At 46.1% G+C, this 25,274-nt stretch carries 37 protein-coding genes and 2 tRNA genes; 11 read left to right on the top strand and 28 right to left on the bottom strand.

Annotated elements, in window-relative coordinates; genetic code table 11:
• Positions 1-2 precede the first annotated feature (2 nt).
• From G8S19_RS08440 to G8S19_RS08400, 9 genes are all read right to left on the bottom strand, one after another.
• The gene (locus tag G8S19_RS08440) at positions 3-509 is read right to left on the bottom strand and encodes a DUF1441 family protein (protein WP_047358011.1); all 507 of its coding nucleotides are present in this window, start codon (positions 507-509) and stop codon (positions 3-5) included.
• 288 nt (positions 510-797) lie between these two features.
• Positions 798-971 carry a GnsA/GnsB family addiction module toxin gene (locus G8S19_RS08435; RefSeq protein WP_003841960.1) on the bottom strand — a complete coding sequence of 58 codons (174 nt, stop codon included), beginning with the start codon at positions 969-971 and terminating at the stop codon, positions 798-800.
• Between the two features lie 204 nt (positions 972-1,175).
• Positions 1,176-1,406 carry a hypothetical protein gene (locus tag G8S19_RS08430; protein WP_040230727.1) on the bottom strand — a complete coding sequence of 77 codons (231 nt, stop codon included), beginning with the start codon at positions 1,404-1,406 and terminating at the stop codon, positions 1,176-1,178.
• 73 nt (positions 1,407-1,479) lie between these two features.
• The gene (locus G8S19_RS08425; RefSeq protein WP_082031717.1) at positions 1,480-1,668 is read right to left on the bottom strand and encodes a cold-shock protein; all 189 of its coding nucleotides are present in this window, start codon (positions 1,666-1,668) and stop codon (positions 1,480-1,482) included.
• A 10-nt stretch (positions 1,669-1,678) separates the two neighbouring features.
• The gene (gene cspG, locus G8S19_RS08420; protein WP_003841958.1) at positions 1,679-1,891 is read right to left on the bottom strand and encodes a cold shock protein CspG; all 213 of its coding nucleotides are present in this window, start codon (positions 1,889-1,891) and stop codon (positions 1,679-1,681) included.
• A 372-nt stretch (positions 1,892-2,263) separates the two neighbouring features.
• Positions 2,264-2,800 carry a DUF2514 domain-containing protein gene (locus G8S19_RS08415; RefSeq protein ID WP_040230725.1) on the bottom strand — a complete coding sequence of 179 codons (537 nt, stop codon included), beginning with the start codon at positions 2,798-2,800 and terminating at the stop codon, positions 2,264-2,266.
• Complete coding sequence (locus G8S19_RS08410; protein WP_149691519.1) at positions 2,797-3,345, bottom strand: lysozyme; 549 nt, start codon at positions 3,343-3,345, stop codon at positions 2,797-2,799. The genes G8S19_RS08415 and G8S19_RS08410 overlap by 4 nt, the downstream gene beginning before the upstream one ends.
• Positions 3,317-3,595, bottom strand: a complete 279-nt coding sequence (locus tag G8S19_RS08405; RefSeq protein ID WP_001568784.1) for a phage holin — start codon at positions 3,593-3,595, stop codon at positions 3,317-3,319. The genes G8S19_RS08410 and G8S19_RS08405 overlap by 29 nt, the downstream gene beginning before the upstream one ends.
• Positions 3,596-3,750: 155 nt before the next feature.
• On the bottom strand, positions 3,751-3,939 hold the full coding sequence (locus G8S19_RS08400) for a hypothetical protein (RefSeq protein ID WP_040230722.1): 189 nt from the start codon (positions 3,937-3,939) through the stop codon (positions 3,751-3,753).
• A gap of 345 nt (positions 3,940-4,284) precedes the next feature.
• Here G8S19_RS08400 and G8S19_RS08395 point away from each other — a divergent pair, with 345 nt between their 5' ends.
• Positions 4,285-4,455 carry a YnfU family zinc-binding protein gene (locus tag G8S19_RS08395; RefSeq protein ID WP_162835200.1) on the top strand — a complete coding sequence of 57 codons (171 nt, stop codon included), beginning with the start codon at positions 4,285-4,287 and terminating at the stop codon, positions 4,453-4,455.
• Between the two features lie 407 nt (positions 4,456-4,862).
• Here G8S19_RS08395 and cspA read toward each other — a convergent pair whose 3' ends face one another.
• Positions 4,863-5,078 (bottom strand): RNA chaperone/antiterminator CspA, encoded by a 216-nt coding sequence (gene cspA / locus G8S19_RS08390; protein ID WP_040230721.1) that lies wholly within the window; start codon positions 5,076-5,078, stop codon positions 4,863-4,865.
• A 296-nt stretch (positions 5,079-5,374) separates the two neighbouring features.
• Here cspA and cspF point away from each other — a divergent pair, with 296 nt between their 5' ends.
• Complete coding sequence (gene cspF / locus G8S19_RS08385) at positions 5,375-5,587, top strand: cold shock-like protein CspF (protein ID WP_072041427.1); 213 nt, start codon at positions 5,375-5,377, stop codon at positions 5,585-5,587.
• A gap of 286 nt (positions 5,588-5,873) precedes the next feature.
• Here cspF and G8S19_RS08380 read toward each other — a convergent pair whose 3' ends face one another.
• From G8S19_RS08380 to G8S19_RS08320, 13 genes are all read right to left on the bottom strand, one after another.
• The gene (locus G8S19_RS08380; RefSeq protein ID WP_052463721.1) at positions 5,874-6,305 is read right to left on the bottom strand and encodes an antiterminator Q family protein; all 432 of its coding nucleotides are present in this window, start codon (positions 6,303-6,305) and stop codon (positions 5,874-5,876) included.
• Between the two features lie 14 nt (positions 6,306-6,319).
• Complete coding sequence (locus G8S19_RS08375) at positions 6,320-7,360, bottom strand: DUF968 domain-containing protein (RefSeq protein WP_137379064.1); 1,041 nt, start codon at positions 7,358-7,360, stop codon at positions 6,320-6,322.
• A complete protein-coding gene (locus tag G8S19_RS08370) occupies positions 7,357-7,716 on the bottom strand; it encodes a RusA family crossover junction endodeoxyribonuclease (protein ID WP_137379063.1) in 360 nt (119 codons plus the stop codon). The genes G8S19_RS08375 and G8S19_RS08370 overlap by 4 nt, the downstream gene beginning before the upstream one ends.
• Before the next feature lie 2 nt (positions 7,717-7,718).
• Positions 7,719-7,919: a hypothetical protein gene (locus G8S19_RS08365; RefSeq protein ID WP_032943870.1), complete on the bottom strand. Its 201-nt coding sequence runs from the start codon at positions 7,917-7,919 to the stop codon at positions 7,719-7,721.
• 128 nt (positions 7,920-8,047) lie between these two features.
• Complete coding sequence (locus tag G8S19_RS08360) at positions 8,048-8,293, bottom strand: hypothetical protein (protein WP_137379061.1); 246 nt, start codon at positions 8,291-8,293, stop codon at positions 8,048-8,050.
• A 43-nt stretch (positions 8,294-8,336) separates the two neighbouring features.
• Positions 8,337-8,570: a DinI-like family protein gene (locus tag G8S19_RS08355; protein WP_032943871.1), complete on the bottom strand. Its 234-nt coding sequence runs from the start codon at positions 8,568-8,570 to the stop codon at positions 8,337-8,339.
• A gap of 229 nt (positions 8,571-8,799) precedes the next feature.
• Positions 8,800-9,759, bottom strand: a complete 960-nt coding sequence (locus G8S19_RS08350; RefSeq protein ID WP_137379060.1) for a DUF523 and DUF1722 domain-containing protein — start codon at positions 9,757-9,759, stop codon at positions 8,800-8,802.
• A 256-nt stretch (positions 9,760-10,015) separates the two neighbouring features.
• Positions 10,016-10,354, bottom strand: a complete 339-nt coding sequence (locus G8S19_RS08345) for a DUF977 family protein (RefSeq protein ID WP_016150447.1) — start codon at positions 10,352-10,354, stop codon at positions 10,016-10,018.
• A gap of 5 nt (positions 10,355-10,359) precedes the next feature.
• On the bottom strand, positions 10,360-10,776 hold the full coding sequence (locus tag G8S19_RS08340; protein ID WP_253686432.1) for a PerC family transcriptional regulator: 417 nt from the start codon (positions 10,774-10,776) through the stop codon (positions 10,360-10,362).
• Between the two features lie 15 nt (positions 10,777-10,791).
• Positions 10,792-11,337, bottom strand: coding sequence for a replication protein P (locus G8S19_RS08335; RefSeq protein WP_082031712.1), 546 nt, complete (start codon positions 11,335-11,337; stop codon positions 10,792-10,794).
• The gene (locus tag G8S19_RS08330; protein WP_181900249.1) at positions 11,249-12,160 is read right to left on the bottom strand and encodes a DnaT-like ssDNA-binding domain-containing protein; all 912 of its coding nucleotides are present in this window, start codon (positions 12,158-12,160) and stop codon (positions 11,249-11,251) included. Before G8S19_RS08330 ends, G8S19_RS08335 begins: the two co-directional genes overlap by 89 nt.
• 252 nt (positions 12,161-12,412) lie before the next feature.
• Positions 12,413-12,967 (bottom strand): toxin YdaT family protein, encoded by a 555-nt coding sequence (locus tag G8S19_RS08325; RefSeq protein ID WP_252429071.1) that lies wholly within the window; start codon positions 12,965-12,967, stop codon positions 12,413-12,415.
• Positions 12,968-12,970: 3 nt separating this feature from the next.
• Positions 12,971-13,183 carry a helix-turn-helix transcriptional regulator gene (locus tag G8S19_RS08320; RefSeq protein WP_003832309.1) on the bottom strand — a complete coding sequence of 71 codons (213 nt, stop codon included), beginning with the start codon at positions 13,181-13,183 and terminating at the stop codon, positions 12,971-12,973.
• 105 nt (positions 13,184-13,288) lie between these two features.
• Here G8S19_RS08320 and G8S19_RS08315 point away from each other — a divergent pair, with 105 nt between their 5' ends.
• The 7 genes from G8S19_RS08315 (at position 13,289) to G8S19_RS08285 (ending at position 18,882) form a co-directional block, all read left to right on the top strand.
• Positions 13,289-13,669 (top strand): helix-turn-helix domain-containing protein, encoded by a 381-nt coding sequence (locus tag G8S19_RS08315; RefSeq protein WP_101742086.1) that lies wholly within the window; start codon positions 13,289-13,291, stop codon positions 13,667-13,669.
• A 218-nt stretch (positions 13,670-13,887) separates the two neighbouring features.
• On the top strand, positions 13,888-14,100 hold the full coding sequence (locus G8S19_RS08310; protein ID WP_086523794.1) for a hypothetical protein: 213 nt from the start codon (positions 13,888-13,890) through the stop codon (positions 14,098-14,100).
• Positions 14,101-14,264: 164 nt separating this feature from the next.
• Positions 14,265-14,603: a hypothetical protein gene (locus tag G8S19_RS08305; protein ID WP_135107954.1), complete on the top strand. Its 339-nt coding sequence runs from the start codon at positions 14,265-14,267 to the stop codon at positions 14,601-14,603.
• The gene (locus tag G8S19_RS08300; protein ID WP_253686430.1) at positions 14,603-14,941 is read left to right on the top strand and encodes an Rrf2 family transcriptional regulator; all 339 of its coding nucleotides are present in this window, start codon (positions 14,603-14,605) and stop codon (positions 14,939-14,941) included. Before G8S19_RS08305 ends, G8S19_RS08300 begins: the two co-directional genes overlap by 1 nt.
• Positions 14,942-15,082: 141 nt before the next feature.
• Entirely contained in the window at positions 15,083-17,563 is a 2,481-nt protein-coding gene (locus G8S19_RS08295) for an exonuclease (RefSeq protein ID WP_253686618.1), read from the top strand.
• Between the two features lie 70 nt (positions 17,564-17,633).
• Complete coding sequence (locus tag G8S19_RS08290) at positions 17,634-17,876, top strand: DUF4224 domain-containing protein (protein ID WP_253686428.1); 243 nt, start codon at positions 17,634-17,636, stop codon at positions 17,874-17,876.
• The gene (locus G8S19_RS08285) at positions 17,851-18,882 is read left to right on the top strand and encodes a tyrosine-type recombinase/integrase (protein WP_253686426.1); all 1,032 of its coding nucleotides are present in this window, start codon (positions 17,851-17,853) and stop codon (positions 18,880-18,882) included. Before G8S19_RS08290 ends, G8S19_RS08285 begins: the two co-directional genes overlap by 26 nt.
• Here G8S19_RS08285 and G8S19_RS08280 read toward each other — a convergent pair.
• From G8S19_RS08280 to G8S19_RS08270, 3 genes are all read right to left on the bottom strand, one after another.
• A complete protein-coding gene (locus G8S19_RS08280; RefSeq protein WP_188232099.1) occupies positions 18,879-19,919 on the bottom strand; it encodes a DNA cytosine methyltransferase in 1,041 nt (346 codons plus the stop codon). The genes G8S19_RS08285 and G8S19_RS08280 overlap by 4 nt on opposite strands.
• Before the next feature lie 23 nt (positions 19,920-19,942).
• Positions 19,943-21,772: an ATP-dependent endonuclease gene (locus tag G8S19_RS08275; RefSeq protein WP_188232092.1), complete on the bottom strand. Its 1,830-nt coding sequence runs from the start codon at positions 21,770-21,772 to the stop codon at positions 19,943-19,945.
• 200 nt (positions 21,773-21,972) lie between these two features.
• Positions 21,973-22,062 (bottom strand) — tRNA-Ser (locus tag G8S19_RS08270).
• Positions 22,063-22,155: 93 nt separating this feature from the next.
• Here G8S19_RS08270 and mtfA point away from each other — a divergent pair.
• Positions 22,156-22,953: a DgsA anti-repressor MtfA gene (gene mtfA, locus G8S19_RS08265; RefSeq protein ID WP_048211295.1), complete on the top strand. Its 798-nt coding sequence runs from the start codon at positions 22,156-22,158 to the stop codon at positions 22,951-22,953.
• A gap of 99 nt (positions 22,954-23,052) precedes the next feature.
• Positions 23,053-23,128, top strand: a tRNA-Asn gene (locus G8S19_RS08260).
• A 42-nt stretch (positions 23,129-23,170) separates the two neighbouring features.
• Here G8S19_RS08260 and cbl read toward each other — a convergent pair.
• Positions 23,171-24,121, bottom strand: coding sequence for an HTH-type transcriptional regulator Cbl (gene cbl / locus G8S19_RS08255; protein WP_124022038.1), 951 nt, complete (start codon positions 24,119-24,121; stop codon positions 23,171-23,173).
• A gap of 101 nt (positions 24,122-24,222) precedes the next feature.
• Positions 24,223-25,140, bottom strand: a complete 918-nt coding sequence (nac, locus tag G8S19_RS08250; protein ID WP_048211293.1) for a nitrogen assimilation transcriptional regulator NAC — start codon at positions 25,138-25,140, stop codon at positions 24,223-24,225.
• Between the last annotated feature and the right edge of the window lie 134 nt (positions 25,141-25,274).

The following is a 25,274-nucleotide window of genomic DNA, read 5'->3' as shown; positions in this document are numbered from 1 at the left end:
GCTTACTCCTCTTCTGGCGAACTGTCCTCCTGTTCCGGTGTATCTGCCTGCTCAACCTTCAGGGCTATCTGATCTCGCAGGTCATCAATGACTTTTTGCACCCGAACGACAGCTGCAGGCGTCATCGCGCAATCACGTTCAAGAATATCCGGCAGCGTTTCCAGCACCTGAACGACGGCTTTTGCCATCGATGAAAATTCTCGGGTCACTGTCGATGCCGGGATTAACTCACCTGTTTCCTGCTGGAATTTAAGCCTCTCGCGTTCAGACTGAAACCATGCCTTACGATCCGGCGGTAACATCTTATCGATATCCACCAGCTCGGGTGCCGTGGTCCGGCCCAGCAGTTCCCGGAGAATATCGACAACAGAATAAAGCTTGAGACGAGAATTACTGCCCGGAGCAGGCTCAACATTATTCAGCCTGCTGGAGATCGTCTGACGATGAAGATCGGTCACCGCTGCCAGCTGATTGATATTGAGGCGAAGGTTTTTCAGTTCGTTATCCATAATGATGAACAATATTTAACCATTTCGACATCGTAAATAATTTCACGACTGAAATATCAACAAGTTAAGGGAATGATGATGATGCCGATAAAATGCAAAAAACCAGCCGTTTTCCGCGTGTCCTCGCCCCCTCGGTGTTCAGAATCGCCAGAAGGACCCGTTAAAAGGTAGGCAGAAAATCTATGCTTAGAAGTGAAGGCTTTGACAACGTTCTAAATTTTATGACAGAAATAAAAAAGCATTACCTTTCAAGATAATGCTTTTCACTCGAACTGAGTCTTATACCAATTAGATTAATGTAATTTTAATATCATAGCTTTCAAGCCCAGTCATTTTTTCACGAGCAGTAAACTGGATGTCGGAAACTTCTTTTCCCGTCTTCTTTTTGAGTTCAATAATTTTTTTTGTGATGAATTCAGAAATATCCGCTTCAGTTTTTCTTTTTAAATCTTCGACGTTCATTGTTTACCTCTCTTGATCTCTAACGTATCAACGCCAAGCATGTTACATTCCCCGTGGAGCACTTGTATAAGCGCTGACATGTTTAAAAGATAGAATGGAAAGACTCAATTATCAAGAGGTTGCAGTACAATCTTCATGCAAAAGAGCTCGCGCCCCCACAAACTACTGTACTAAAATCCGGGTAGGTCACGAAACAACCAGTTCTCATCTCAAAAGCTTCGATGCAGCCTCGAGAATCTCTTCGGAACTGACATCACGGTCAGAAGCCACATAAACTATTTTATGGTCTCCAGTCAGAGATGGGAATCCCGCAGACATCACGGATAAATGAGCTTTTTCTCCATTGGGAAACTCACGCATTATCGTCGTAACACCCTTCATTACAGATACAACTACTGCCGGTTCTGAGTTAAAAAAAACAATTACTTTTTTCATAATTATACCGTGATGGTTCTTACATAAATGAACAGTTAAGCATACAAAAAAGGCTCCATAAGGAGCCTGAAATTTATTTTCTAAAATCTAACGAAGACTGACCAGAACGAATGTATAGTGCAACATTATCAAATGTTATCATTGTTGATTTGCAAAAAATACATTTTGCTCCGAAAGGATTTTTTTCAGTAACATCAAAGTTTGACGTTCTGTATTGAGATCCGTGACAACACGGGCATCTGAAGTGAATATTATTAGTAATAACAGTTACCTTATACAGCCACGACATTAACTGCCGAGGGTCCTTTGGGTCCCTGTTCAACACTAAATTCAACTTCCTGATTCTCATTCAGAGTTTTGAAATCATTGCTCTGGATAGCAGAGAAGTGTACAAACACATCTTTACTGCCGTCCTTAGGGGTGATAAACCCAAAACCTTTTTCAGGATTGAACCATTTTACTAAACCAGTCATTTTATTAGACATAATCATTACCTTAATTGAGTGGGCCCTTGGGCAGATTGGTCCGAAAAAAATTATCAGAGAGAAAAGCTAACAAGGAAATCTCAACAGGAACAAGGAATAAAATTACTTCAGCGACTGCTTCAGATAAATTCGTAACAAACCAGAGATTCATTAACGCATGATTAACCAAACATAGCAAGATTTAGTTTTGTAAGGAAATAACACATAACTTTGAGCATAAAAATTAATTTAAATAGCTTAAATCGAAAATCATGTCATGCTGCTTAAGACCTTTATCTAGCATCCTAAGTTGTCAGGGATTTTGACTCAGGGATGAGTCGTATTTCATTCATTGGATAATTCATATCCATCACATGTAAAAGTGCCAACCTCTTAATTTTTATCTTTATTTTGCCTTTTTTCTATGCGTCCATTATTGGTATTTCTCATAACCTCATATACGCGTTCACAAGTTAATCCGGCATAGAAGCGGTCGTCAGCAATCTCAGCATAATATTTAGCTTCTGCTGCAATATTTCCGAGCATGTCGGCGAGCATTGTGACGTCGGCTCTGGCTGTTTTGCTTCTGACGGTAGCGGCAAGATCTGCGGTGTGCTTTGCGGCATCCAGGCTGGTGGCAAGTTTTGTTGCTTCGGTGCGCAACTGGCTAACAGTGGCAGACAAGCCAGCAGCAGTGGCAGCAGATTTAGCGACTTGTGCTTGTGCATCTTTAACGGCCTCATCCCGAGCAATAATTCGCCCTTGTTCAATCATGCGGGCTGCGGTCTGCGCGTTCGCCATTTGCGATGATTCCACACTATCACGTTCCGCCCACTTACTTTCCCAGCCACGGTTACTCCAGGCATTTCCGCCGATGAATGCGACGGCCACCAGCAGCAAAATGGCAATAAACTGATAGCGCAGGCTCACTGGTCTATCCCCCAGCACGTCAGCGCGCTTTCCTGGTCTCGTCGCTCTACCTGCCCATAGCAGCCATTTTTCTGGCCTTTGGTCTGGCGACAATCGCGACCATCGTCTTTAATCCACCAGCGAATGGCTTCACATGCACCTTTACGGTCTCCTGTATTAATTCGCTTATAGAAAGTAGACGGGAAGCATTTTCCGGGACCGATGTTATATGGGCAGAAAGATGCGATCCCGGCTTTCTGTGGTTCGGTCAGTGGTACCTTGATATTTCGCTCAACCCACGCCAACGCCTTGTCGCGTTCTTTGCCATTCACCTGGGCGCACTTCTCAGCAGACAGTTTCATGCCCTGAACTACCGGCTTATCATCAACCATCGTGGCGCCACGGCAAATCGTCCAGAGCCCTCCGCCGTCGCGATACGCCGTCAGACTATTCCCCTCTTTCTCATCCAGAAACTGATCGAGAATAACGGGCGCGGATGCCCCGGCAAGAATCAAACCAACGACAGCTGCACTCAGTTTATTCTTCAGCTTTGGTGGCATAGCCATTGCGCCGATCCTCCCGTTCTTTCCAGCGGAAATACCAGTTCACTGCACAGGTGATAACTGTGCATGCGATACCGACAATAATTGCCCAGTCGCTCAGGCTTAACCCTGCAATTCTGTCGGCCAACATCCAGGACACCTCTTTTGCTGTTTTAGCTGTTTCGGCATATGCCTTCGCTGATACACCGCAGCCGGTCAGCGTGGTTCCTGTTCCATATGAAAGTCTGCTGTAAATGGTGCTCATTCTGGTCATAGCCTCACCTCCGATTTTTCGGATGGCGCTGTGTGTGTATGAAAAGGGTCAGGCTTCACGTGCTGGATTTATCAACAAAGCACGTAGTGAGTGATACCCGTGAGCCTGAAATGAAAAAGGCCGCCATGCGGCAGCCTCGGAGTAAGTACGGGTGTTTACATTGGTGGAGTGATTGGGCCTTGTAGCACCTCAGCTTCACCGTTATGGCAAATGTCATCGCCTCTGGTCAGATGCCAGACACCTGTGATTGTTTTACCTGTTTCCAGATCATCAACAGTGTCATTCGTATAGTACGCTACCTGTACAACACCGACATGCTGAATCCAGTAATACCCTTCCTTCATATCTCCCCCAATAACTAAAAATCATATTGTAAAGGAAGACTCATATGCTGTTTGTGCAAGAAAACACAACGGACAAGGGTGAGACGTCCCATTAGGTCACTGTCCGTTTTCTCAGATAGGGGCATTCTCATACTCAGGTTCTTTACGAGACTTTTTCTTAGTGCTATTCACCGCTAACCACTATCTTCTCGGCGACTCATTACAATCAATCTATGCGCGTTACCTTACTAATGGCTATATCAATTCAGTCACCGATATTTTTATCAGCTTCCTATCTTTTCATAAAATTAAGATTTCCTGGGCAAATTAAGGTAAAGTTGAAGTCCATCCATCAAGGAAAAGCCTATGTCAGAACGTAAAGACTCTAAATCACGCCGTAACTATCTTGTCAAATGTACCTGCCCAAACTGTACCCAGCAATCTGAACACAGTTTTTCAAGAGTACAAAAAGGTTCCCTTTTAATCTGTCCTCATTGCAATAAAGTATTCCAGACGAATCAAAAAGAAGCAGCCTGAATCTGTTTGAGATACCGTTTCTCGCACAGAATCACTACGTCTGTATTTTAAGATTATTCAAGTTACAGATAATAAAAAACCCGCTGGCTGCGGGTTTAGTATTTTCATATTCAATGAATAGTAATTATGATGATATCTGGGAAAACCATCCCCTTGCATACTTTAGTAGTGTAAGGCAAGCAGTTAGTCTCTACCGTTAAACTTTCCGTGCAGTGAACCTACACTCAACGACAATGGTCAGTATACTTTCTTTTCAAGATAGAGATGAAATATGCTCACCGTTGCCTTTAATGCTGGATCAGTAACATTCTAACGCTACTGATCCAACAATACATCCATTACTTCTGTCAGTATATCTACTCAGGCCTTAGCCGTCATCGTTATCGCATACAGACAAAAAAAGGATTTTACTCTGTGATAACTACACTGCCGGCAACCGGACCTTTAGCACCATTCTCAATGGAGAATGAGACTTTTTGGCCTTCAAACAAGGTGCGGAAATTATCGCTCTGGATAGCAGAGAAATGAACAAATACATCTTTACTACCATCTGCAGGAGAGATAAAACCGAATCCCTTATCAGCATTAAACCATTTTACTAAACCAGTCATTTTATTTGACATTTTCATTCCTTAATTTGGCCTTCCGGCGAACATGGTTTTATTACAGAAACTACTTAGCGCTTAGTGGAGAGACTCAAAGAAGGGATAAATATACAACACCTGAAATGAGAACTGCTTTAGTAAACTACTTTGTATTTTGTCTGATCTTAAAACCGACACAATCATTAACGCATGGGCGTATATAATAATCAATATTTATTTTAGCCATCCAGATCTCACGATGGCCGAAAAGTATTTCTGGCATTATCTATGAGCATGTGTATAGTGCACCTCGTTATTAGCTTTAAGGAATTTTTTTGTCTCGTAAAATGACAGGTATTGTCACAGCCTTTGACTGCAAAAGCGGAAAAGGTCTAATCTCCCCCTCCGATGGTCGCAAAGATGTGCAGCTTCACATTTCAGCTCTAAACCTCCGTGACTCAGAAGTACTCCTTCCCGGATTACGCGTTGAGTTTTGTCGAATAAATGGTCTTCGAGGCCCGTCGGCAGCGAACGTATATCTCTCATGACTTGTAGCCCCCTCTGACTTCTGGAATCATAATAGATAATTTAAAAACAGGGAGAGTTTCATATGTATCCGAAAATCTACTTAAACGACTGGCTGACAGGTCTTAAGAGCTCATGCTGCACGCTGATAGCGACTATACTTCTTTTCATCTAACCTGTTAGTTCGCCGCGTCCTGCTGGCCCCAGCTTGAAAGCAGGGGCTAGGAATCATGGTATCATCTGGAAAACACTGCAAATTCAAGCAGATGTTATTACAAATTGCGGTGCGAAATAACAATACTTAACAGACTAAATAGCTTTTTGGAATTCCACAACCCTTTTTGCTTTATATGTGCCAGTATTTTTTCTCGGGCATTCTATATCCATCTCCAGAGTTACATCCACCATCGCCAAGCAACCTTCAATAAAACCCTCAGCAGCCTGCAGTCGCTTTAATACTTGCGTATGGGAAATTCCCAACTTTTTCCCCATAACACGAACGGGAATACAATGGACGTAATACCATTCAAGCATCACACACAAAAGAGGATCATGTTTCTTAAGTCTGGCCATTGCGCAATTAATAATTAACCCATCGTTATCACTGCAAGACAATCTGGTTTTGCATGTCTGGGGCAACAGCCCCTTGAATCCTGCTGCTACTGGAGAATAGTTCACTCCTGAACTATCACTAGCGACCCAACCGCCCCATCGTTTTAAAGCCATCTGAATATCTCGCATGTTATCTCCTCTATTCATGCCAGTACGCCGATTGCCAGCGCACGATCTATAACGCGAAAAACAAGCATCAACTGGTCACCATATTTCGCTTCAAATGCCACAGGATCAGCATGCAACTCATCGTGATGTTCTCTGCACAGTGGTATAACAAACAAGTCGTGCGCCTTTGTTCCCATCCCCCCCTGTCCATGGCCAATCAGGTGATGCGGATCATCTGCCGGTCGCCTACAACATTCGCAGGGTTGAGTTTTAATCCATGCCAGATATCTGGGAGCCATCCAGCGGATCCGCTTTGGACGTTTCATAAAGGTTTGCGGGGACTCAGGATCGACCAGAACACTAATTACGGGCTTAACCGCTGGCACCTGTGCTGGTGCCATGTTCACGGTTACTGTGCTGGCTTTGGCTGTAATGATGCTGGTGGAGGACACGCCAGGTTCGATATCGCATTCACGCATGACTGGCTGATGCTCTTCTGAAGGAATACGAAGCGCCCGGCAGGCTACTGATTCGGGAATTGCGTCGGTAACCCCCATACGTACCGCCCACCAGCAAAGCTCCGCAAGCGACAGTTCTCTGGATGGATCCTGATTAAGCGCCACCATAATGCTATTGATAATCCAGCTAATAACATTACGTCTCGCCAGCTCTGCAAGTTGCTCGCTGTAGTGGTCACGCAAATGGTTATCACAATGTCCACACAGAAGAACCGATCCGGGTTCATGACGCAGAGTGGTTAACTCGTGATAATGGTAATCGCTGTGTGGCCATTGGCAGCAGCCTCCGCCATAACGCAGAAGCCAGTAATCAAGGCCACTCAAACCACCAACTGCCTTAATAACTTTTTCATCCAGGAAGAACGGTCGCAGGGACTCGTCACACGCAAGCGGCTGGCGAACGTCAGGAACACGGCCTGCAGGCAAACGCTCCATACCTGCTGGCTGGCTTTCCACCAGTACACGCTCAGAACTGAATAATGACATCAGCTCACTGCCCGGCTTGAGCAGCACAATTCCAAGTTCACGCGCAACCACGGGTTTAAGCAACGCCCTCATTCTGCAATCTCCCCGATAATTATTTGCCCCTTCTCTCCCCATAATTTAGTGACGCGTGAATCCCAGATGTGAGCATCATCTTCGTAAATGGCATCCATCAGGGCTTTCATCATGTTGTCGAAATCAGGTTTAGCCTGGTGTGGTTTACCATTGAACTCAGCCCGTTTCTTTTTGCTCCAGCTCGCTGGCATCGGAAGAATGAAGGTGACATGTGAACCGCTTTCCGCCAGCTCAACACCCCGCAGACGAACTTCATCACAGAAAGCCCAGTAACGCAGAACCTCGGGGCGTTTTTTCCATTTGTCAGCACGCGTCATTCTGGGCTTGCCCATTGGGGTGATATCGTAGACTTTCACATTCACCTCCAGATCCGTTGTTGCCAGGTTCTGTCCTGACGAGGAGGCTTAGATACTTCCGGCAAGAACGCGCTGATCGTCCAGTGAATAAAGTCATTATCCAGACTACGCTTGGTCTTAATCTGCTTTGCTTTATAGCGGGCTTCCAGTTCGTCAGCCTGCTCAGTGGTGAGTTGGGTGTGTTGAAACCAGCTTTTCTTCATAACGCACCTCTGGATGCGGCAAAAAGAAAATCGCTGGCGTTGGTTAACGTCAGTATGTGGGATTGCTTGAATTGATCTTGCGCCATGGGCTTTTCTCCTGTGGCGCAGCAGGTATAGGTTGTTCAGGCCTATGACGGGAGTGTAACAGATTTCTGGGTAACGCGATAACCAGCCCTTTCCAGCATCTGAGTAAACAACGTAGGTGTACCAATAATTTCATCATCCTGAAGAGGCATGAAAGACACCATGCTACCGCGACGGTACATCAGTGCGCGCTCACACTCAGGAAATGATCGCAGCCTGGCAACGATGACTCCATCGTGACATCTGATGACTGCGTAGCCTTTTTTGGGCAATTCTAATTTTTCTTTCACTTAAACTCCCCCATGCAATCGGGATAAAGTAATACCCAAAAAACTAATAAAACCAGTCGTCAGCGCTTTCCCAGGTCTCCTGGAGGATTTCCTCCACCTTCGTTTTATCGCCCTTATCGCCACCAAAAACTGTCAAGCTATCACCGCCAGCCGTGCGGATAACTAGAGAACAATTTCCATATTGATTCTGAAGTCGCTTAAGCAGCTCTTTCTCAAGTGCGGGTATGGCTCCGCGCGGCAGGTCTTTTGATTTGTTGATCGTAAGTTCTACCTTCATAATTCCCTCTACATCAAAATACTGTACATTCATACAGTATACCTATTGAATCTCATATTCAAGTGGTTAATAGCACTTTTTGCCAAAGCCATGCCGTTGTATACACTGAGCTTTTCCTAGCATTAGGGATTCACTAAATCTGAGTGGCAACACTGTATAGATAAGAAAAAACCCGCCGGAGCGGGTTAAAGATCCAGAGATTAAATAGTTTAAAGGCTGTATTCAAAAACTAATTAACCATCAGGCGTAGGGCTAAATCATCCGGGTAGGGGTCAAAATAGTTCTGAGTAAGCAAATAGCGATCTGGATATTCAGCCAGATAGTGCTTTAGCAAAGTAAGTGGAGCGAGTATCGGCAAGAGTCCACTGCTATAGTTGAGAATAACGTCACGCAGTTCTCCGCGCTGACGTGTATTCAACTGGTTACGGAAGTATCCCTGGATGTGCATCAACACGTTGGTATGGTTTTTCCGTGAGGACGGCTTCTTGAGGATTGCCATTAACTTTTCTCGGTAAAGAACAAAAAATGCTTCCAAATCATTCCACTCATGCATCGAAGCAACAAAAGGCCCAATTTCACGATAGCCTGCTTGGTTATGAGCCAAAAGCTGGAGCTTATAGCGACTATGGAAACTAAGTATCCCATGACGCGTAAGGCCATTAGCCCTTAAGATGTTAAGTTCATTGAGAGCAAAGATGCGCTCGACAAAATTCTCCCTCAGTACCGGATCGTGCAAACGTCCATCTTCCTCAACCGGCAACCACGGATATGCTTCCATTAACGCACCAGTAAAAAGGCCCGTGCCTTCTTTCCGCCCACGATTTCCCATTTCGTCATACAACCTCACTCTCTCCATACCGCAACTCGGTGATTTGGCACAGACAATAAAGCCAGACAAGGTGCTAAGCCCTCGGATATATGGAGTTGTGAATTCAGTCATTTTGTCAGTTATATCCTCACCAGGCTCGTGACTAAAACGCATGCGAATATAACCTTCATTGGTTTGAACCAGGCGCAATGCTGGGCGGGGAACAGATAAACCAATGGACATCTCCGGACAGACAGGCTTGAAAGTTACCCACTGAGCCAGTTCATCCATCGCAAAACCCATTCGTTTATGGCCGCCGTCGAACCGCACAGCTGTTCCGGTCAAGCATCCGCTAATCCCGATAGCTGGTTGAGTGTTCATATCGATACCCTCGTTAATTCAATGCCCACTTCGCGAAAGGAAAATCGTGACTGTTCAAATGATAATACCTAATCTATTTATATCATTCTTATTACAGATAAGCATAACCATGAGGACATCGCCAGCGTAATGAAAAGGAATCAGATAGAGCCGTAAAGTTGAGGTTCCTTCACTCATCCTTAAATCTTACGCCTACCACTAGCAGGACATGCTCAACGTCGAGTAGTGAAAGCCATGTTCCGCCGTTTTTCGGTTGTCATGCTGGCATCCTCCCCACGATATCTATAACCCGGCGCATAACTGCACTTCCCCGAAAATCTGCAGGTAACTCAATAACAGGTTTACTCGATCCGTATGAAAAACGCTGGAGATCGAAATCAATCACAGCCTTCTGATCCCTGAACAAACCAAGACGACCGTAACGAATGAGTTCGCCGCGTTCGGCTGCGACGCGGAAATACTTCTCAGCAGTCTGACGATGCAGCGACAACATCTGTGATGCCTCGCTAACGGTTAAGCGTCCACGGATTTTCACCTCTTCAATGATCACCCGAATAAGTGCCGCCTGCTCTTCTGGTGTATTTGGTCTTGGCATGCTGATCATCTCCGGGCCATACGTAGACATTCATTACGTTGCTGCGCTATACGTGACACTTCAGCTGAACTACGGGCAATGTCTAACATGTCGGTATATACCTTTGCCGCGCGCCGCCAGAGTCCCCGTGACTTAAGGTCTTTCGCCATTTTCTCCGCTAATTGCGTTTCAGCCGGATCGCTTTTCTCTTCCATGAAGGGCAGCTTTACGTCAGGTAATTCTGCATCCGGAGAGATGTTATAAACATACTGAGTTCCGTTGTGAGTACGCAGGACTGTGCCGCTAATAGTCAACGCGCGCAGAAACTTACCTGCGGTACCGGATGGAATATCCAGTGCTTCACATACGTCACGTAATACGCAGTTCGGGGTATGGCGCACCACTATCGCTACCCGGTCTTTCTGAGAGATTTCTATGGTCATTGGTCAATACTCGTTTTAGTTAATTAAACCTGCCGCTTTGCGGCGTTTGTATTCTTCCATCAGTATTTGCGCTGGCGTTGGTCCCGCCGGATGGTGCGGCGCCGCCAGTTGACGTCGAATTGGTGGCACACTTAGTCCATTACCAACATGCTTCGACCACTTCGTAAGTAACTTTTCCGCCAGTCGTTTCAGCTCCCCCTCTGTCATTTGTCGTTCTACACCGGTTCTGCGCATTTCGATGCAGATGTGATACAGCACTGGCTGAGGCCATGGATATTTATCGCTACCTGAATACCGATATGACTCATTGCGCCAGCGCCGGTATTCCGTCATAACCTGTTCCGACGTCAGTCCGAATGGATTAGCTCCACTCTCCGAAACCAGAGAAACAAACTCAGCAAGGTCAGGCGGCCATGTATTTCCCATTGCGCAGCGCTCCATGCACTGCTGACAGACCAGCCGAATTTGCTGTTCAGTCATCGAACCTATCTGGGCTATCCAGATAGGCGAAGGCTCCGCCCCGTTCTTCTGGGTCCATCGATTCGAATACACCTCCCCCATGACCTGCCACAGACGCCAGGCTATTTCCGTCGCCATCAAGTCCATTCCTGCGGCGCCACTCTGCGTGGGCTGACTGAATTTGCTGAACTGCCCGGGATGCTGTTGGTTCTGATCCTGTTCCCACATGACTGTTACCTCCGGTTTCTGGTTTTACCTGCGTTCTCACCCGGGCTACATGTCGGGCAAATTTTTGTTCCCACTGGATTTGCGTAAAAACTTTCCCTTCCGACTCCCAGTACGCGGTGAATTCTGCGAGTTCAGTCAGAAGGTAATCTGGTTCAGGCAGGGAGATACCCCACGATGCGGCACGCTGTCGGAAGTCTCTGGAGGGAAGCCAGCTATCTGTCATGCTGAATTTCCCGATCGGTTCATCAACACCGTCCAGATATCGGGGCATGGCCGGGGATGGTAGTTCCTCCCCATTCGAATTTTTCATCGCGCCCGCGTTAAGAGAGGGGTTTAAGATCTGTTTACTGCTAACTGCTTTCTGGATACCTGATGGCAAAGGTTTAGCCAAAGACTTAGCCTTATCCTTAGGCAAGGCGAAAGCCTTATCAAAAGCCATCCCCATAGCGTCAGAAACCCCGTAACAGGCGGCTTTGAGAGCTTCATATGCTTTATCTTTCAGTGAACATTCAGGCAGTAATTCAAACGATCTCGCCCATGATTTGATCACGTTCACTGATGCTGGCGGGTTATGTTTGACTGCATTAGGCAACCAAAAAACTCTGGCTTTAAGGTCGGCTTCCACCATACCTAACGCTATGGCTTCGCCTAAGGCTAAGTCGAAGGCTTCAACATCCCAGTTTAATTCTTCAGCCATAGCAGCCCTCCCCGCCTTATACAGGCCGGGGATGATCCCCGTGAATGGACCAGTTAGCAGGTAAATAAACAGACTCTGCCCACTTGGCGGGAGTGGTGATAAGGCTCGAAATTTCGGATCATCCCACATGGTGATCTTCACCTTCCGGTAAGGCTCGTTGCTAGCCTTACTCTTAGGCATGGCCTTAGCCAAAGGATTAGGCATACTTCACCCCGCGAGTTGCAGTAATAATGGTCATTGGTCAAAACTCGATTAAAACAATTGCGGCGCTACGGCGCTTAAACTCGCCAGTAGTGGTCCCGCCGCATCAGCAGGTAGCATGTTGAACAATGCGATTGCCGCTTCACGAATTTCCTTCTCGAGCTTCTGTAACGGAGCGCCGATTAATTTGGCCTGGTGTGCCTCGCTGCATTCTTTGATAGCGCTGGCCACCAGCTCCGCTTCTGTGTTCGCATTACTTAACCCGTGCTTTCTGGCAATCTGAACTGGCATAGCAGCAATGATTGAACCTGACAGCTGCATAACGTAAGCCGTGTACTTTTCTGACCCCCCTTCGTTTTTCAGATAACGAAATAAATTCTGTTTATTAACAACAATTCCGCGGCCATCTGCTTTAGCCCACTCTTCAGCCACCAGCTGAGCGATCCGTTCCTGTGCCTGTCCTGGTAATGTCGATTCCCATTCACGAACGGCGGCCAATATGGCACGGTGCTGAATGCCGTTACGGCGCAGGGGTTTAGATTGATTTTGCGATTTCACCGGAGCGGTTACTCGTGGTTTATTATGGGTATAAGCTACTGATTGCATCATTCAGACCTCGCTTTGTGGCGGAAATACACTATCAAGAGAGCAGGTGCGCCCTAACTCGTTAAGCTTCTCCACAATCAATCTGCATTCCGGTAGGCCTGGTTGGCGTGTTCCGTTCTCATAATTTGAGAGCCTTGACTGACGCCACCCGAATAATTTGGCTAATTGCTCTTGGGTTAAACCGAGTGCTTGCCGTTCTTTGGCGATGTTGTTCATCTTGTCCTCACATATAGTGTTTAGCTGAATTAAACACACAATGTGTTAGATAGTCAAGACGAAACGTTCTTTGAGCGTTAACACGTAACGTGGTAAAAATCAGTAATGAATATAAACACTGCAATTGCCGCCAGACTGAAGCAGCTACGCGAACAGAAAAATATGTCGCAATCTAAACTCGCAGAGTTATGTGGGTGGGCTCAGTCACGCATCGGGAACTATGAAGCAGGTCGCCGCAATGTTGGCGTTGACGACGCTATAACGATATCTAAAGCTCTCGGCATTAGCCCGGCTGAGCTAATGTTTGGTGATGATCACGCCGAATCATGGTTAACGCCAAGACATCGTAAGTTGATAACTCTTTTTGACCAGTTGCCGGAGTCTGAACAAGACAGAATGATCGATACCTTTCAATTACGGCTGAAAGAAATTGATGAGTATGTTGAGAAATACCTTCGGGGACGATTAAAGCCAACTGACGACTAAGCTACAATTTTAAGCGCTCTAACCAGCCTCCTTGGCTGGTTTTTTTATGCCTTGCCCACTCCCTTTTCCCATATCGTTATCATCCTCACCACCTTAAACACATGCTGTGTTGACTTTTAAACACATTTAGAGTTTAAATATAAACACATTTTGAAAAACGTCATCGAGGCAGGACGCCCACGAAGTAGCTGCCGGCGGCATACGAATCACCGGATGAGATGGCAGGCATTAACACGCAGCAGGTTCAACGTTCCGCCAGCCTGGCGACAAGGGCAACACAAGAGGATAAATCCATGATCGATTTCGCACGTAAACCAGTGCGGTGTCAGGCCGTACATCTAAATCGCATTGAAGTCATCATTCGACTGATTTGCTACACGCTTGCCCAGAAGGGCGACCCGTCTGCCGACCAACAGACCGTAGTTCGTTAATAACGAGTTTGACCAATGGCTGTTGCCAGCCTCATGCCCGGTGCACAGGGCATTGTGATGGTAATACCACCATCGTAACCAAACAGGAGACGAAGACCTGTTCTGGTTAAATTGGAAAAGTGTTCTTTGCCCGTCCCGTGGCGGGCTTTTTTCCGGAGGTTTTTATGTCAGCGAACGATCTGGCATTGCGCTTCAGCAGCGCACCAGCAGAGGCATTAATCGGGGTTTTGCCTGTTCTGGAAGTAAAAGAAGCATTACGTGAAGAAGTTGAAAGTGATGTGATGGATGAAGTCTGGACTGAGCACAACTTTGAAATGGAAGCGATGGGCGAACAAGTTGATGAAACGGCCAGGCTCGCTCGTAAATTTGAATGTGCGGCTGAAGCTCTTGGAACGGCGATCAAACTTGCTCTGACTCTCCCACATAATGAGGCAATGCAAGTTCTGAATGACGCCTTAAACGATAACCCAGGATACGGTCGCGAACCGGCAAAGGATGCGTGATGGAATTTGGAATGAAACGTGTGGTGGCTTCAGTTCAGGTCGTTGCCATCCTCAACAGGATTTACAACGGCAGCCCTGTTTCCATCGCATCTATCAGTAAGGAATCAAAGCTGTCTGTGTCTTACCTCGAGCAGATTTTCTCGAAACTGCGCACCAGTGAAATCGTCACCGGCCAGCGTGGCGCTGGTGGCGGGTACCACCTTAGCAAAGCAAACCCCAGCGTGGCTGACGTCGTTCGCGCCGTAACAAACACGCCTGATTCATTTGAACCCGTGCTGAATGCTCTGGAGTGGGTTCCCGTCGCGCAGCTGGCGCAGGGAAAATCACCTACCCCATAAAGCACAAAACCCGCGCAAGGCGGGTTAAGTACCCGGTCAGCCGACCAAAGCTTTCCGGAACGAGTTTTGACCAATAACCACTACCTTAGGCGGCGATCATCAGCTGCCGGGTATCTTACAATCCAATGGAGCCCGAACGCAATGTTAACGTATGCGTATCTTATTAAAGCCAAAGCGAAAGCAACTGAGGCAAAAAACCTGTTTTGCTGGTTCTCTGCGAAATCAGATTCCCGCGCAGAACGCGAAATCCTCAATATTCTCGAAGACAACGGTATTGCCGTCGGACGTGGCGCTGACTATCAATTACCTGTCCGCACCAACTGGTTTGTTGTTGACGATCTCCCAGAGGAAAACGCACTCGATGACACATGGTGCGATCGTTACGAACTGGCAGAAGACCAGCAAACATGGCAACCGAAACAGAAGCCTGAGAATGAAAATCAGGGGGCTACCGGCCAGCAAAAACCTGAAACCGCCAGTACTAATGTACCCACCGGCGATGCACCAGCATTGCTCCGCCCCATATCTCGCCTGCGCCTGTCTCAACGACTGATTGCGCACCTGGTCAATGACACTGAAGAGAAGGAAATCAGTGAAGCGCAGCACGTCCAGATCGGACAAATGGAACTGGACGAAAATAATCTCTATGTACAAAACCTGTTACTGGCCGTTGCGAATGTGCCGGCTGTGAAAGAGCTTTCTGCTCATGTCGAGTGGAACCTGGCAAACGCAATAAAAGAAGTCTTCGATCGTGAGTTGGTCTATACCGTCGCTTCATTTGAGGAATTTATTACCGAATGGATTGCGGAACCGAAAGCGCGGACTCATACCGTGCAGGAGTGGGTTAACGATAAGAAAGCACGAATTGTGGGTGATGAACCCACCGTTCCACCTGTAACGCCAGAGCTCATTACCGTTGCGACTCTCCCGCTACGCCAGCGTCTTTTAGCTCAGTTTATTTCTGATGAATATGCTTACCATATTGATACTGAGCAGAAGAAAACCATTCAGGAACTCGAGCTGGATGTGGATAACAGCTACGTGCAAAACCTGCTACTTGCCGCCGAGAATGTAGAACCATTCAGAAAAGCGCCAGAGATCGATATCTGGAAAATTGTCAGCGCGCTGAAAACTATTTTCCCTGTTGATGGCAAACGAGTGGATCTCTCTACCGTCATTCATTTCTTTAAAACTTGGTTCAATACTGAACACATTGACCGTGGGTTGCTGGTTAAAGAGTGGTGTAAGGGCAATAGTGTGTCACAGATTCAGCGCACTGACACTAGAACGAACGCTGGTGGTGGCAATAAGACCGATCGCAATACCGATTATGCTCATACACTGGATACGCTCGACGTTGAGATTGCGCTGGCCACGCTTACAATGGATTTCGATATCTACAATATTCCGGGATCTATTCTCCGCCAGGCTAAAGAGATCATCGCAGCCAAAGACAGTCCATTCAAAGAATGGTCCGCAGCACTGCGAAAATGTTCTGGCATCCTCGATTACTCGCGCGCAGCTATTTTTGCATTAATACGAGGCGCTCATCCCTCTTATTACCTTTCTCCCGGTCGCTTATCCGGCTACATCAATGCAAATCTGGTCGAAAGCGATCATCAAAATCCCACCGATGAAACACTTGCTGCTGCGCGCCAGGTGAATAGCGCTGCTGTTGTCGCTGCTGTAGTTCAGGGGAAAGAGCCGCTAGAGAATCTGGAGAAACTGTCCACTGACTTTGCGACAGTGGGGGCATTGGCAGCAAAAGCCGCAAAACAGGAAACTTCAGAATTAATCAAACAACCTGAAGTAGCCAATCTCGGTAACGGCATATTTTCTGTCGATGGCCTGATGAATCCCCCTGCCAAATTAAACGAGGAAGCCACCAGCGATGTGCAGATGGAAGAAACTGACAACAACGAAATCAAAGCTAATCCTGAAGTGTCTCAGAGCGAAACAGCAGTTTTGCCAGTTAAAAGCGCTGATGCAACTGGTGACGCGTCAGCTTCCCTGAATAATGAACCCGTTCACCATATTAATACGGATCCCCTGAACGCTTTTTATACTCACCTGATGCTTGATATGGAAACTATGGGCAACAGCCCTGATGCCCCAATAGTCTCTATCGGCGCTGTATTTTTTGATCCTTCAACTGGTAACACTGGAGCCGAGTTTTACCAGGTTGTCAGTCTAGAGTCATCGATGTCGTTTGGCATGAAACCGGATGCCTCGACAATTCAGTGGTGGTTAAAACAATCTTCGGAAGCCCGTTCTGCGATTCTTGTTGATGGAGCCATGGGGTTGCGCGAAGTCCTTGAGCTTCTGGCCGACTTTATTGCTGAAAATGCTGCTAACAGTAGTCACTCCGTTCAGGTATGGGGTAATGGCTGTTCGTTTGATAACGTCATTCTCCGCCGCGCGTATGTGTTAACAGAAACGCCCTTCGCTGTTCCGTTCTGGAATGACAGGGACGTAAGGACCATGGTTGAACTGGGTAAATCTGTCGGTATCAATCCGCGCTTCGACATCCCGTTTGAAGGTGATTTGCACAATGCACTTTCTGACGCCCGGCATCAGGTCAAATACGTCTCTGCAATCTGGAAACGTCTGACCGCAGACTGATTTTCTAATTTCACAATTTATGGTTCCTGCCTGGTATGTTTTTACAGGCAGGCCATCAGAGAGATGAGCTATGTACGAACTTACACTGTCTCCTCAGGAAATTGCAGAAATTACTGGCTATCAGCGCTACACCCACCAGCAGCGACAGCTGCGGTGTCACGGCATACCGTTCACCACTGATGGGCGGAACCGCCCAATTGTATTGCGCAGAAGTATTGGTCCCGGAGTTTCTGAATTACCTAAGGTCGATGAATATGTTGCACTTGAGCCAAATTACGACGCAATCAATGGGCAGACCAAGAAAAGATCCTAAAGACAGGCACCTCCCGCCACGCGTAACTAAAAACCGTTATAGCTATGTGTGGAAGCCAAAAGGAACAAAACAAAGCGTAACTCTTGCACCTATTACCGGGACAAGTATATCCCGGCTATGGGCGCGTTATGAGGAAGAGAAAGCCAAGCGTTCAGACGTGATGACATTTTCTAAATTATGGAAGTTATTCACCAGTAGCCCAGCTTTTGCTGAACTGGCTCCACGGACGCAGACTGATTACAGATCGTATGAAAAAAACCTGGTCCCAGTGTTCGGGAATATGCGAGCAGATGACATAAAAATTGAGATGGTCAGGATCTATATGGATAAACGTGGCCAACGCAGCATTAACCAGGCAAACCAGGAACTCGGCGGGATGTCGCGTGTTTTCTCATGGGGATATGAACGAGGGTACGTGAAAGGAAATCCATGCAAAGGAGTGCGCAAGTTCTCTTTAAAAGCCCGTGACGTGTACGTGACAGACGAAGAATATCAGGCAATTTATGAAGAGGCGACACCAGCTCTCCGGGTTGGCATGGAGATATCTTACTTATGCGCAGCTCGCGTTTCCGATGTACTTTCTCTCAAATGGTCGCAAGTAAGCGAGGAAGGCATTTTTATCCAGCAGGGAAAGACCGGGACTAAACAAATAAAAATCTGGACTGAACGGCTTCATAACGCCATCGAACTTGCAAAAACTCTGGGTGGGCGGGAAACGGTTATCTGTAGCAGCAAAAAAACTAAATACTCGAAAAGTGGGTTTAACGATCTGTGGGAAACCGCAAGGGAAGCAGCAGGAAAAAAACTAGATAGAAAACTGCCGTGTACATTTCATGATCTCAAAGCCAAGGGAATATCTGATTACGAAGGTTCAAGTAAGGACAAACAACTATTCTCAGGTCATAAAACTGAAAGCCAAGTTGTGATTTATGACAGAAAAGTGAAAATTTCTCCCACACTTGATCTACCAAATATACAGACTGTAAAAAAAGTCAAAGCCTCCTAGGAGGCTTTGATTACATTAAGTAAATGCTTACCCATCGCCTCAGACATCTTAGGGGGAACCGCATTTCCTATTTGGCGAGCCCGAGATTGCAAAGAACCAGTAAACTTATAATCCAAAGGGAAAGTTTGTAAACAAGCTGCTTCACGAACAGATATTGCTCGATTTTGTGTCGGGTGTCCAAAACGTCCATTTGAATAACTAATACAGCGCGTTGTTAGTCCACTGGCAGGCTTATCCCAGCTCAGACGGCCATAGACATCTGTATGGCCTTTATGGTTACGATGACATTTCAAAATCAGTTCATCAGGCCAGAACTCTCGACTGCCACCCTCTGGGGTACATTTAATCCTACGCAAATTAAGCTCTGATAAACGTGCAGCCTCATGATCAGGAAGACTATTATGCTTTTCACCCGCCTCTATCCTCGGAAGATTACCGATCCAGTCTTTGACTGTTGAATAAGGTGTGTTTCCAATTCCATGTGTGGGGGAAGGTAATGCAACATCAAAATCTTTAGATGCAATAAGCACTAGTCTCTCCCGCGTTTGTGGCACACCGTACCATGCAGCCGGCATTACTTTATAATCCACACTGTAGCCATTTGAAGTGAGCATTTCTAAAAAAAGCATGAATGTCCCTTCATTTTTATTAAACCTTTGCATTCCAGGCACGTTTTCAACAAAAATGAAATCGGGCATATAATGTTCTACAAAACGACTGAATTCTTTTAATAAATCCAACCGAGGATCATCAGATTTTTTATTTGAGTTTTGCTTAGAGTATGGCTGACAAGGCGCACACCCTGAAAAAAGGATATAATCATTACGATGATTCTCTACCAGATTTTTTATAGCATCATTTTCAATAATTCGAATATCCGAATTAATAAACTCAGCCTGTGGGAAATTTGCACGAAATGAATTGGCCGCATCTACGTCGAAATCCAGACCAAAAACAACATCCATACCAGCTTGGTGGAAGCCTTGACTAGTTCCACCACAACCGGAGAAGAAATCGAACACTTTGATTTTCTTCATTTTTCCCTCAAATTCCAAAATCTTCACTTAATGATACCACGTTCAATAGCTTGAGTAATTACCTTTCTTATTTCCGCCATTTCTGGTAAATCATCTTTAAGTCTAGCAATCATTATTTTTTGAATACAAAAAATCTCTCCTGAATCTACTTCTTCTTTATCATATTGATGTTGCGCTAATAATCTAATCTGTTTTTTATACATATCCAAATCATTAGCATCCCAACTCTGTGAATCAATTATATTTTGTTCATCTGGCAATATAGCAGATTCGATAAGGAATTGTTCAGGAGTATTAAATGGTAAATACTGTACTTTCTGAAAAGCATACTCAAGCGCTTGTCTTTTCAGAGCATTTGCTTCAAGTTCATTTGCCTTACCATTACTACCACTTGCATTGATAACCAACTCACACCCGTAATATTCGCGCATTGTTTTAACTAAATTAGCATCTGCGATCTCACTAATTCTTACCGGTTTAACTTTTTTATTTTTATCTCCATCCAGCAAAAACAGAATATCGTCACGAGATACCATAGCATAACTTGGAAGGTGCTTACTTAATATAGTCTCAGATCCACCAGGTATATAGCTTATATTAAACGATAGCTTTAGCATATCATCACTTTTAATTGCCTTGGCTATTATCTCTTTAGCTAACTTATCTTCTACAATTATAGTTTTCTTTGTAATATCATGACCTAACTCTACGAAAGCCTCATCTGGTGATATATTTTGAGCTATTTTTGCCGTTTCACTATCCTCATCAAAAATAAATAACTTAATCGCTTCTTTCGGAAGCAAATTTACAATAACTGGAGAATGAGTTGAAACAACTACTTGGTGTTTTTTTTGCTCAACAATAGAGTAAAGAATTTCCATCATTCTCTTCTGAGCACCTGGATGTAGAGAAACCTCTGGTTCATCAAGAAGAATTAATGAATTAGGTTTGGCTGAGTAAATGCTAAGTACAAGTGAAACAATAGCGAATTCACCACTCCCAGCAAAAGCCTCAGTATAGTTTAGTTTATCCGTTGAAAGTAAGGCAGTCCCACCTCTGGCTCCCCATAATCTATGCTCTAGAAATTTTATATCTTTATAATTTCTACCCAAAATATATGAAACAGCCTGAACCAAATCGGGTGTTAAGGTTACATTTCTTACAATGGTTTCCGAACCCCAAAGTCTTAAATTTTTAAGTTTTTCATCAAAAGCCTTCTTTATATATTTAGACTTACTTCTGATGTAATCCTGTTTTGTGATCAATTTTCCATCTTTCTTTTTTCTCAACTTAAAGTCAGAGTGATACATACATCTATCAAAAGCACTTATTTCTGATCTGAAATCTAAGAAAACCAATCCCTTTTTAACCTTTTGCCATCGAGTGGCATTACTTTCTGCACCTGAAACCTCAGAAACACTTTCCATATTATCGCCAACTGACGGGCGACTAGTCTCCCAATAGTCGATTGTATGTTTGGTCGCATTAATACGCGTTTGTAGTATTTCGACCAAGCGTCCATCAGAGTTTTTATAACCATAAATGTATCTAGGTTTCAGAGAACTTCCATCCGCAAGTTGTAGGTCAGGAAATTCATCTGTTTCTGTAGTAAACCAATAGCGCGTAATGCTTTTCCCATATGGGCAACCAAACAATGCCTTTATAACAGAGCTTTTGTTGGTTCCATTTTGACCAACCAAAGCAGTGATCGGAAATTGAAAGTCGATTCTTGCATTCTGTTCTATGTTTTTAAAGTATGGAAAACGGATATGCTGTATGAAAGGCTCAAATTGTCCGGCATTCAGTGCACGCTGAAGGGAACGAATCTTGTCCTTGTAAGATGAAGTACTCATTTTTCGCTAAAATCCATAAGCTATTAATAGGTTATGGGTGACATGATAGCGATTTTTAATGTAGATAAAAGAGGTTTGTTGACCAGTACTCCAATGGTATGTTAGCTGCCAAAATTAGCAAATATACCAAGCTAATATACCAACACTATACCAAGTGTGACGTGAGTCGTTGAAAGGAACTGGGCTAAGTGCTTGAATAGTGGCGGAGAGAGGGGGATTTGAACCCCCGGTAGAGTTGCCCCTACTCCGGTTTTCGAGACCGGTCCATTCAGCCGCTCTGGCATCTCTCCGTTCTGGTGGTTGCCATGATGCCAGGTAATTTGGCATTTTAACAGACCCAGTTCCGTCAATTTCGTTCAAGTGACGAGTTTGCGAGCAAAACGATGATTAAGTGGCCCTGGAAAGAGCAAGAAACAGCCCGGAATGATGACTGGCCCTGGGATGATGCCCTGGCAATTCCTCTTCTGGTGAATCTTACTGAACAAGAGCAAGCCAGGCTTATTGCCCTGGCTGAGCGTTTTTTACAGCAAAAAAGATTGGTTGCGCTACAAGGATTTGAACTGGACGTACTGAAAAGTGCACGAATTGCTCTGCTTTTCTGTTTGCCAGTTCTGGAATTAGGCATCGAGTGGCTCGATGGTTTTCATGAAGTCCTTATTTACCCTGCCCCGTTTGTCGTGGATGACGAATGGGAAGATGATATTGGGCTGGTGCACAATCAACGGATTATTCAGTCAGGCCAAAGCTGGCAACAGGGTCCGGTGATCCTGAACTGGCTTGATATCCAGGATTCCTTCGATGCTTCCGGCTTTAATCTGATTATTCACGAAGTGGCACATAAACTTGATATGCGTAATGGCGATCGCGCCAGCGGCGTTCCGGCTATTCCGCTGAGGGAAATTGCGAACTGGGAGCATGATCTCCATGCCGCGATGAACAACATCCAGGATGAAATCGATCTGGTGGGTGAAACGGCCTGCAGTATAGATGCCTACGCAGCAACCGATCCTGCAGAATGCTTTGCGGTATTATCCGAGTATTTCTTCAGCGCCCCCGAGTTGTTTGCACCACGTTTTCCGGCATTGTGGCAACGTTTTTTCCAGTTCTATCGCCAGAACCCAATGCTTCGGTTGCGCGATAGCCAGGAAGAAGACCATTTTCGCTCATCAAATGTACATTAATACTGAATTTGAAGATTAATTAACCAATTGATATGACGTATTAATTTTACTGTTGACACGTCATGGTGAGGTCAGTAATATGCGCCTCGTTCACACGATTCCTCTGTAGTTCAGTCGGTAGAACGGCGGACTGTTAATCCGTATGTCACTGGTTCGAGTCCAGTCAGAGGAGCCATATTTAAGAAGCCTGCTTAGGAAACTAAGCAGGCTTCTTGCTTTATATCTGATAATCAATCATCACTTCATCAGGCTCCATCGCCTGGCGTTTAATCTCTTCCACAGATAAACCTGCGTTGCATAGCTCGATGAATCGCCAGACGTAATTGCGCTGCAACTGACCACGTTTGAGCCCCAGCCAAACGGTGTTCGCATCAAATAAATGCCGGGTATCAAGGCGGGTTAACGTCCCCTCCTCCTGCTCTCCGCTGGATTGCTCCGCCACCAGCCCTATTCCCAGCCCCAGCGCTACATACGTTTTAATCACATCCGAGTCCTGTGCACTGAGGATAATATCCGGCACCAACCCTTTACGCGCAAATGCCTCATCAATACGTGAGCGTCCCGTAATACCCTGTCGATAGGTAATGAGCGGCCAGTGAGCAATAGACTCAAGCGTAAGCGGGGAAGCCTTAACTAATGGATGATCGTGTGGAACGAGCAGGCTGTGCTGCCAACGAAACCAGGGAAACGCCACCAACAGCGGATCGCTGCTGAGTCGTTCACTGGCAATACCAATGTCTGCGCCGCCATTTTGCAGGAGAACGTCAATTTCTTGCGGCGTCCCCTGGATAAGCTCCAGGCGAACCTCCGGGAAGAGCTCACGAAATGCTTTGATCACCGCAGGCAGACTATAGCGTGCCTGCGTGTGCGTGGTCGCAATGGTCAGCACACCAGACGTGTCATTGGTAAACAGGTCCGCCACTCGGCGAACATTACTGGCTTCATTAAGAATACGCTCAGCGATCACCAGCAACGCCTTCCCCGGTTCGGTCATGCCAAGTAAACGTTTACCACGACGAATAAAAATTTCGATGCCAAGTTCATCTTCAAGTTCACGAATATGCCGACTTACCCCCGACTGCGAGGTATAAAGAATATTCGCGACTTCCGTCAGGTTGTAATCCTGACGGGCCGCCTCGCGGATTATTTTAAGTTGCTGGAAATTCACTTTTCGCTCCGGGTACATCAGACATTACACTATTGTTAAAGTCTGATGCTCGGCATAACAAATAATAAAAACCTGCATCTTATTCCTGGCTGGAATAAGGTCTAACTCACCAGCTGTAGTTCCCGATTTTCCAGAGCCGGACGGCTAACCAGCGACAACAGGATCTCTTTCACCGCCTGAGCCTGTGGTGTCAAACTGCCTCTGGCTGACATGTTAAGCGAGAGGGGCAGATTCATGGAGGGCGTTGTAATCCGCGCCATCCAGCCATTCGCTGCATGACATAATGCCCGGGCTGCCGATTCAGGTAAGACTGTCACCCCCATACCGCTGGCAATCGCGGCCGTTAGGGTGGAGATAGAATCAATTTCACCTATTACTTTGGCCGTTAAGCGGCGCAGTGAGAAGGCTTCGTCAACACGGAGGCGAACCGCACTGTAATCCCGTGGCAGAAACAAATTCATCTGCGCGACTGCCGTTAAATCGACACCAGGCCCAGGACATTCACGCGTCCCCACCAGGAAAAGATCCTCTTTGAGTAACGGTTGACTGGAAATACCCGCGATCGGCGAGCGCTCGTAGAGCACCGCCATATCTAATTGACCACTGAGCAGTTTATCGTTCAGCACCGCCCCGCTGTTTTCATGTAAATAGACCAGTACATCGGGCAGCTCGGCGCGAACGGTCTGTAATAACGGCATGGTAATTGATGATGCCGCAGTGCCTGGCGCCAGGCCAATAGAGACGTGTCCACTCAGGGTCTGCCCTACATTATTGACCGCAAGCTGCGCCTGCTCACACTGCCGTAATATCGTCCGGGCGTGCGTATACAGCACTTTCCCCGCTTCCGTCGGCGTCACCCCGCGTTTGGTGCGGATCAACAGCTGTTGATCCAGCTCCCCCTCCAGCGTAGCAACCTGCTGGCTCAGCGCGGGTTGAGCGATATGCAATACTTCCGCTGCCTGGGTCAGGCTACCAATATCGACGATTTTTACGAAGTATTTCAGTCGTCTGAAGTTCATTTTGCCTCCTGTCGGAATACCAGAACCCATGCTGGCAATCATGAAACTCAGGATTGCAAGATGCTTGCCAGTTTCATCTGTAGACGATTATTTAATGTTAAGCTCCCGTTAAGTAAGGGATGGCGCAGGAAAGT

The sequence above is a fragment of the Citrobacter sp. SX206 genome (assembly GCF_024181025.1).
Lineage (GTDB): Bacteria > Pseudomonadota > Gammaproteobacteria > Enterobacterales > Enterobacteriaceae > Citrobacter > Citrobacter youngae.
The sequence above is the reverse complement of the archived record's forward strand: the minus strand, read 5'-3'. Positions and strand labels throughout refer to the sequence as shown.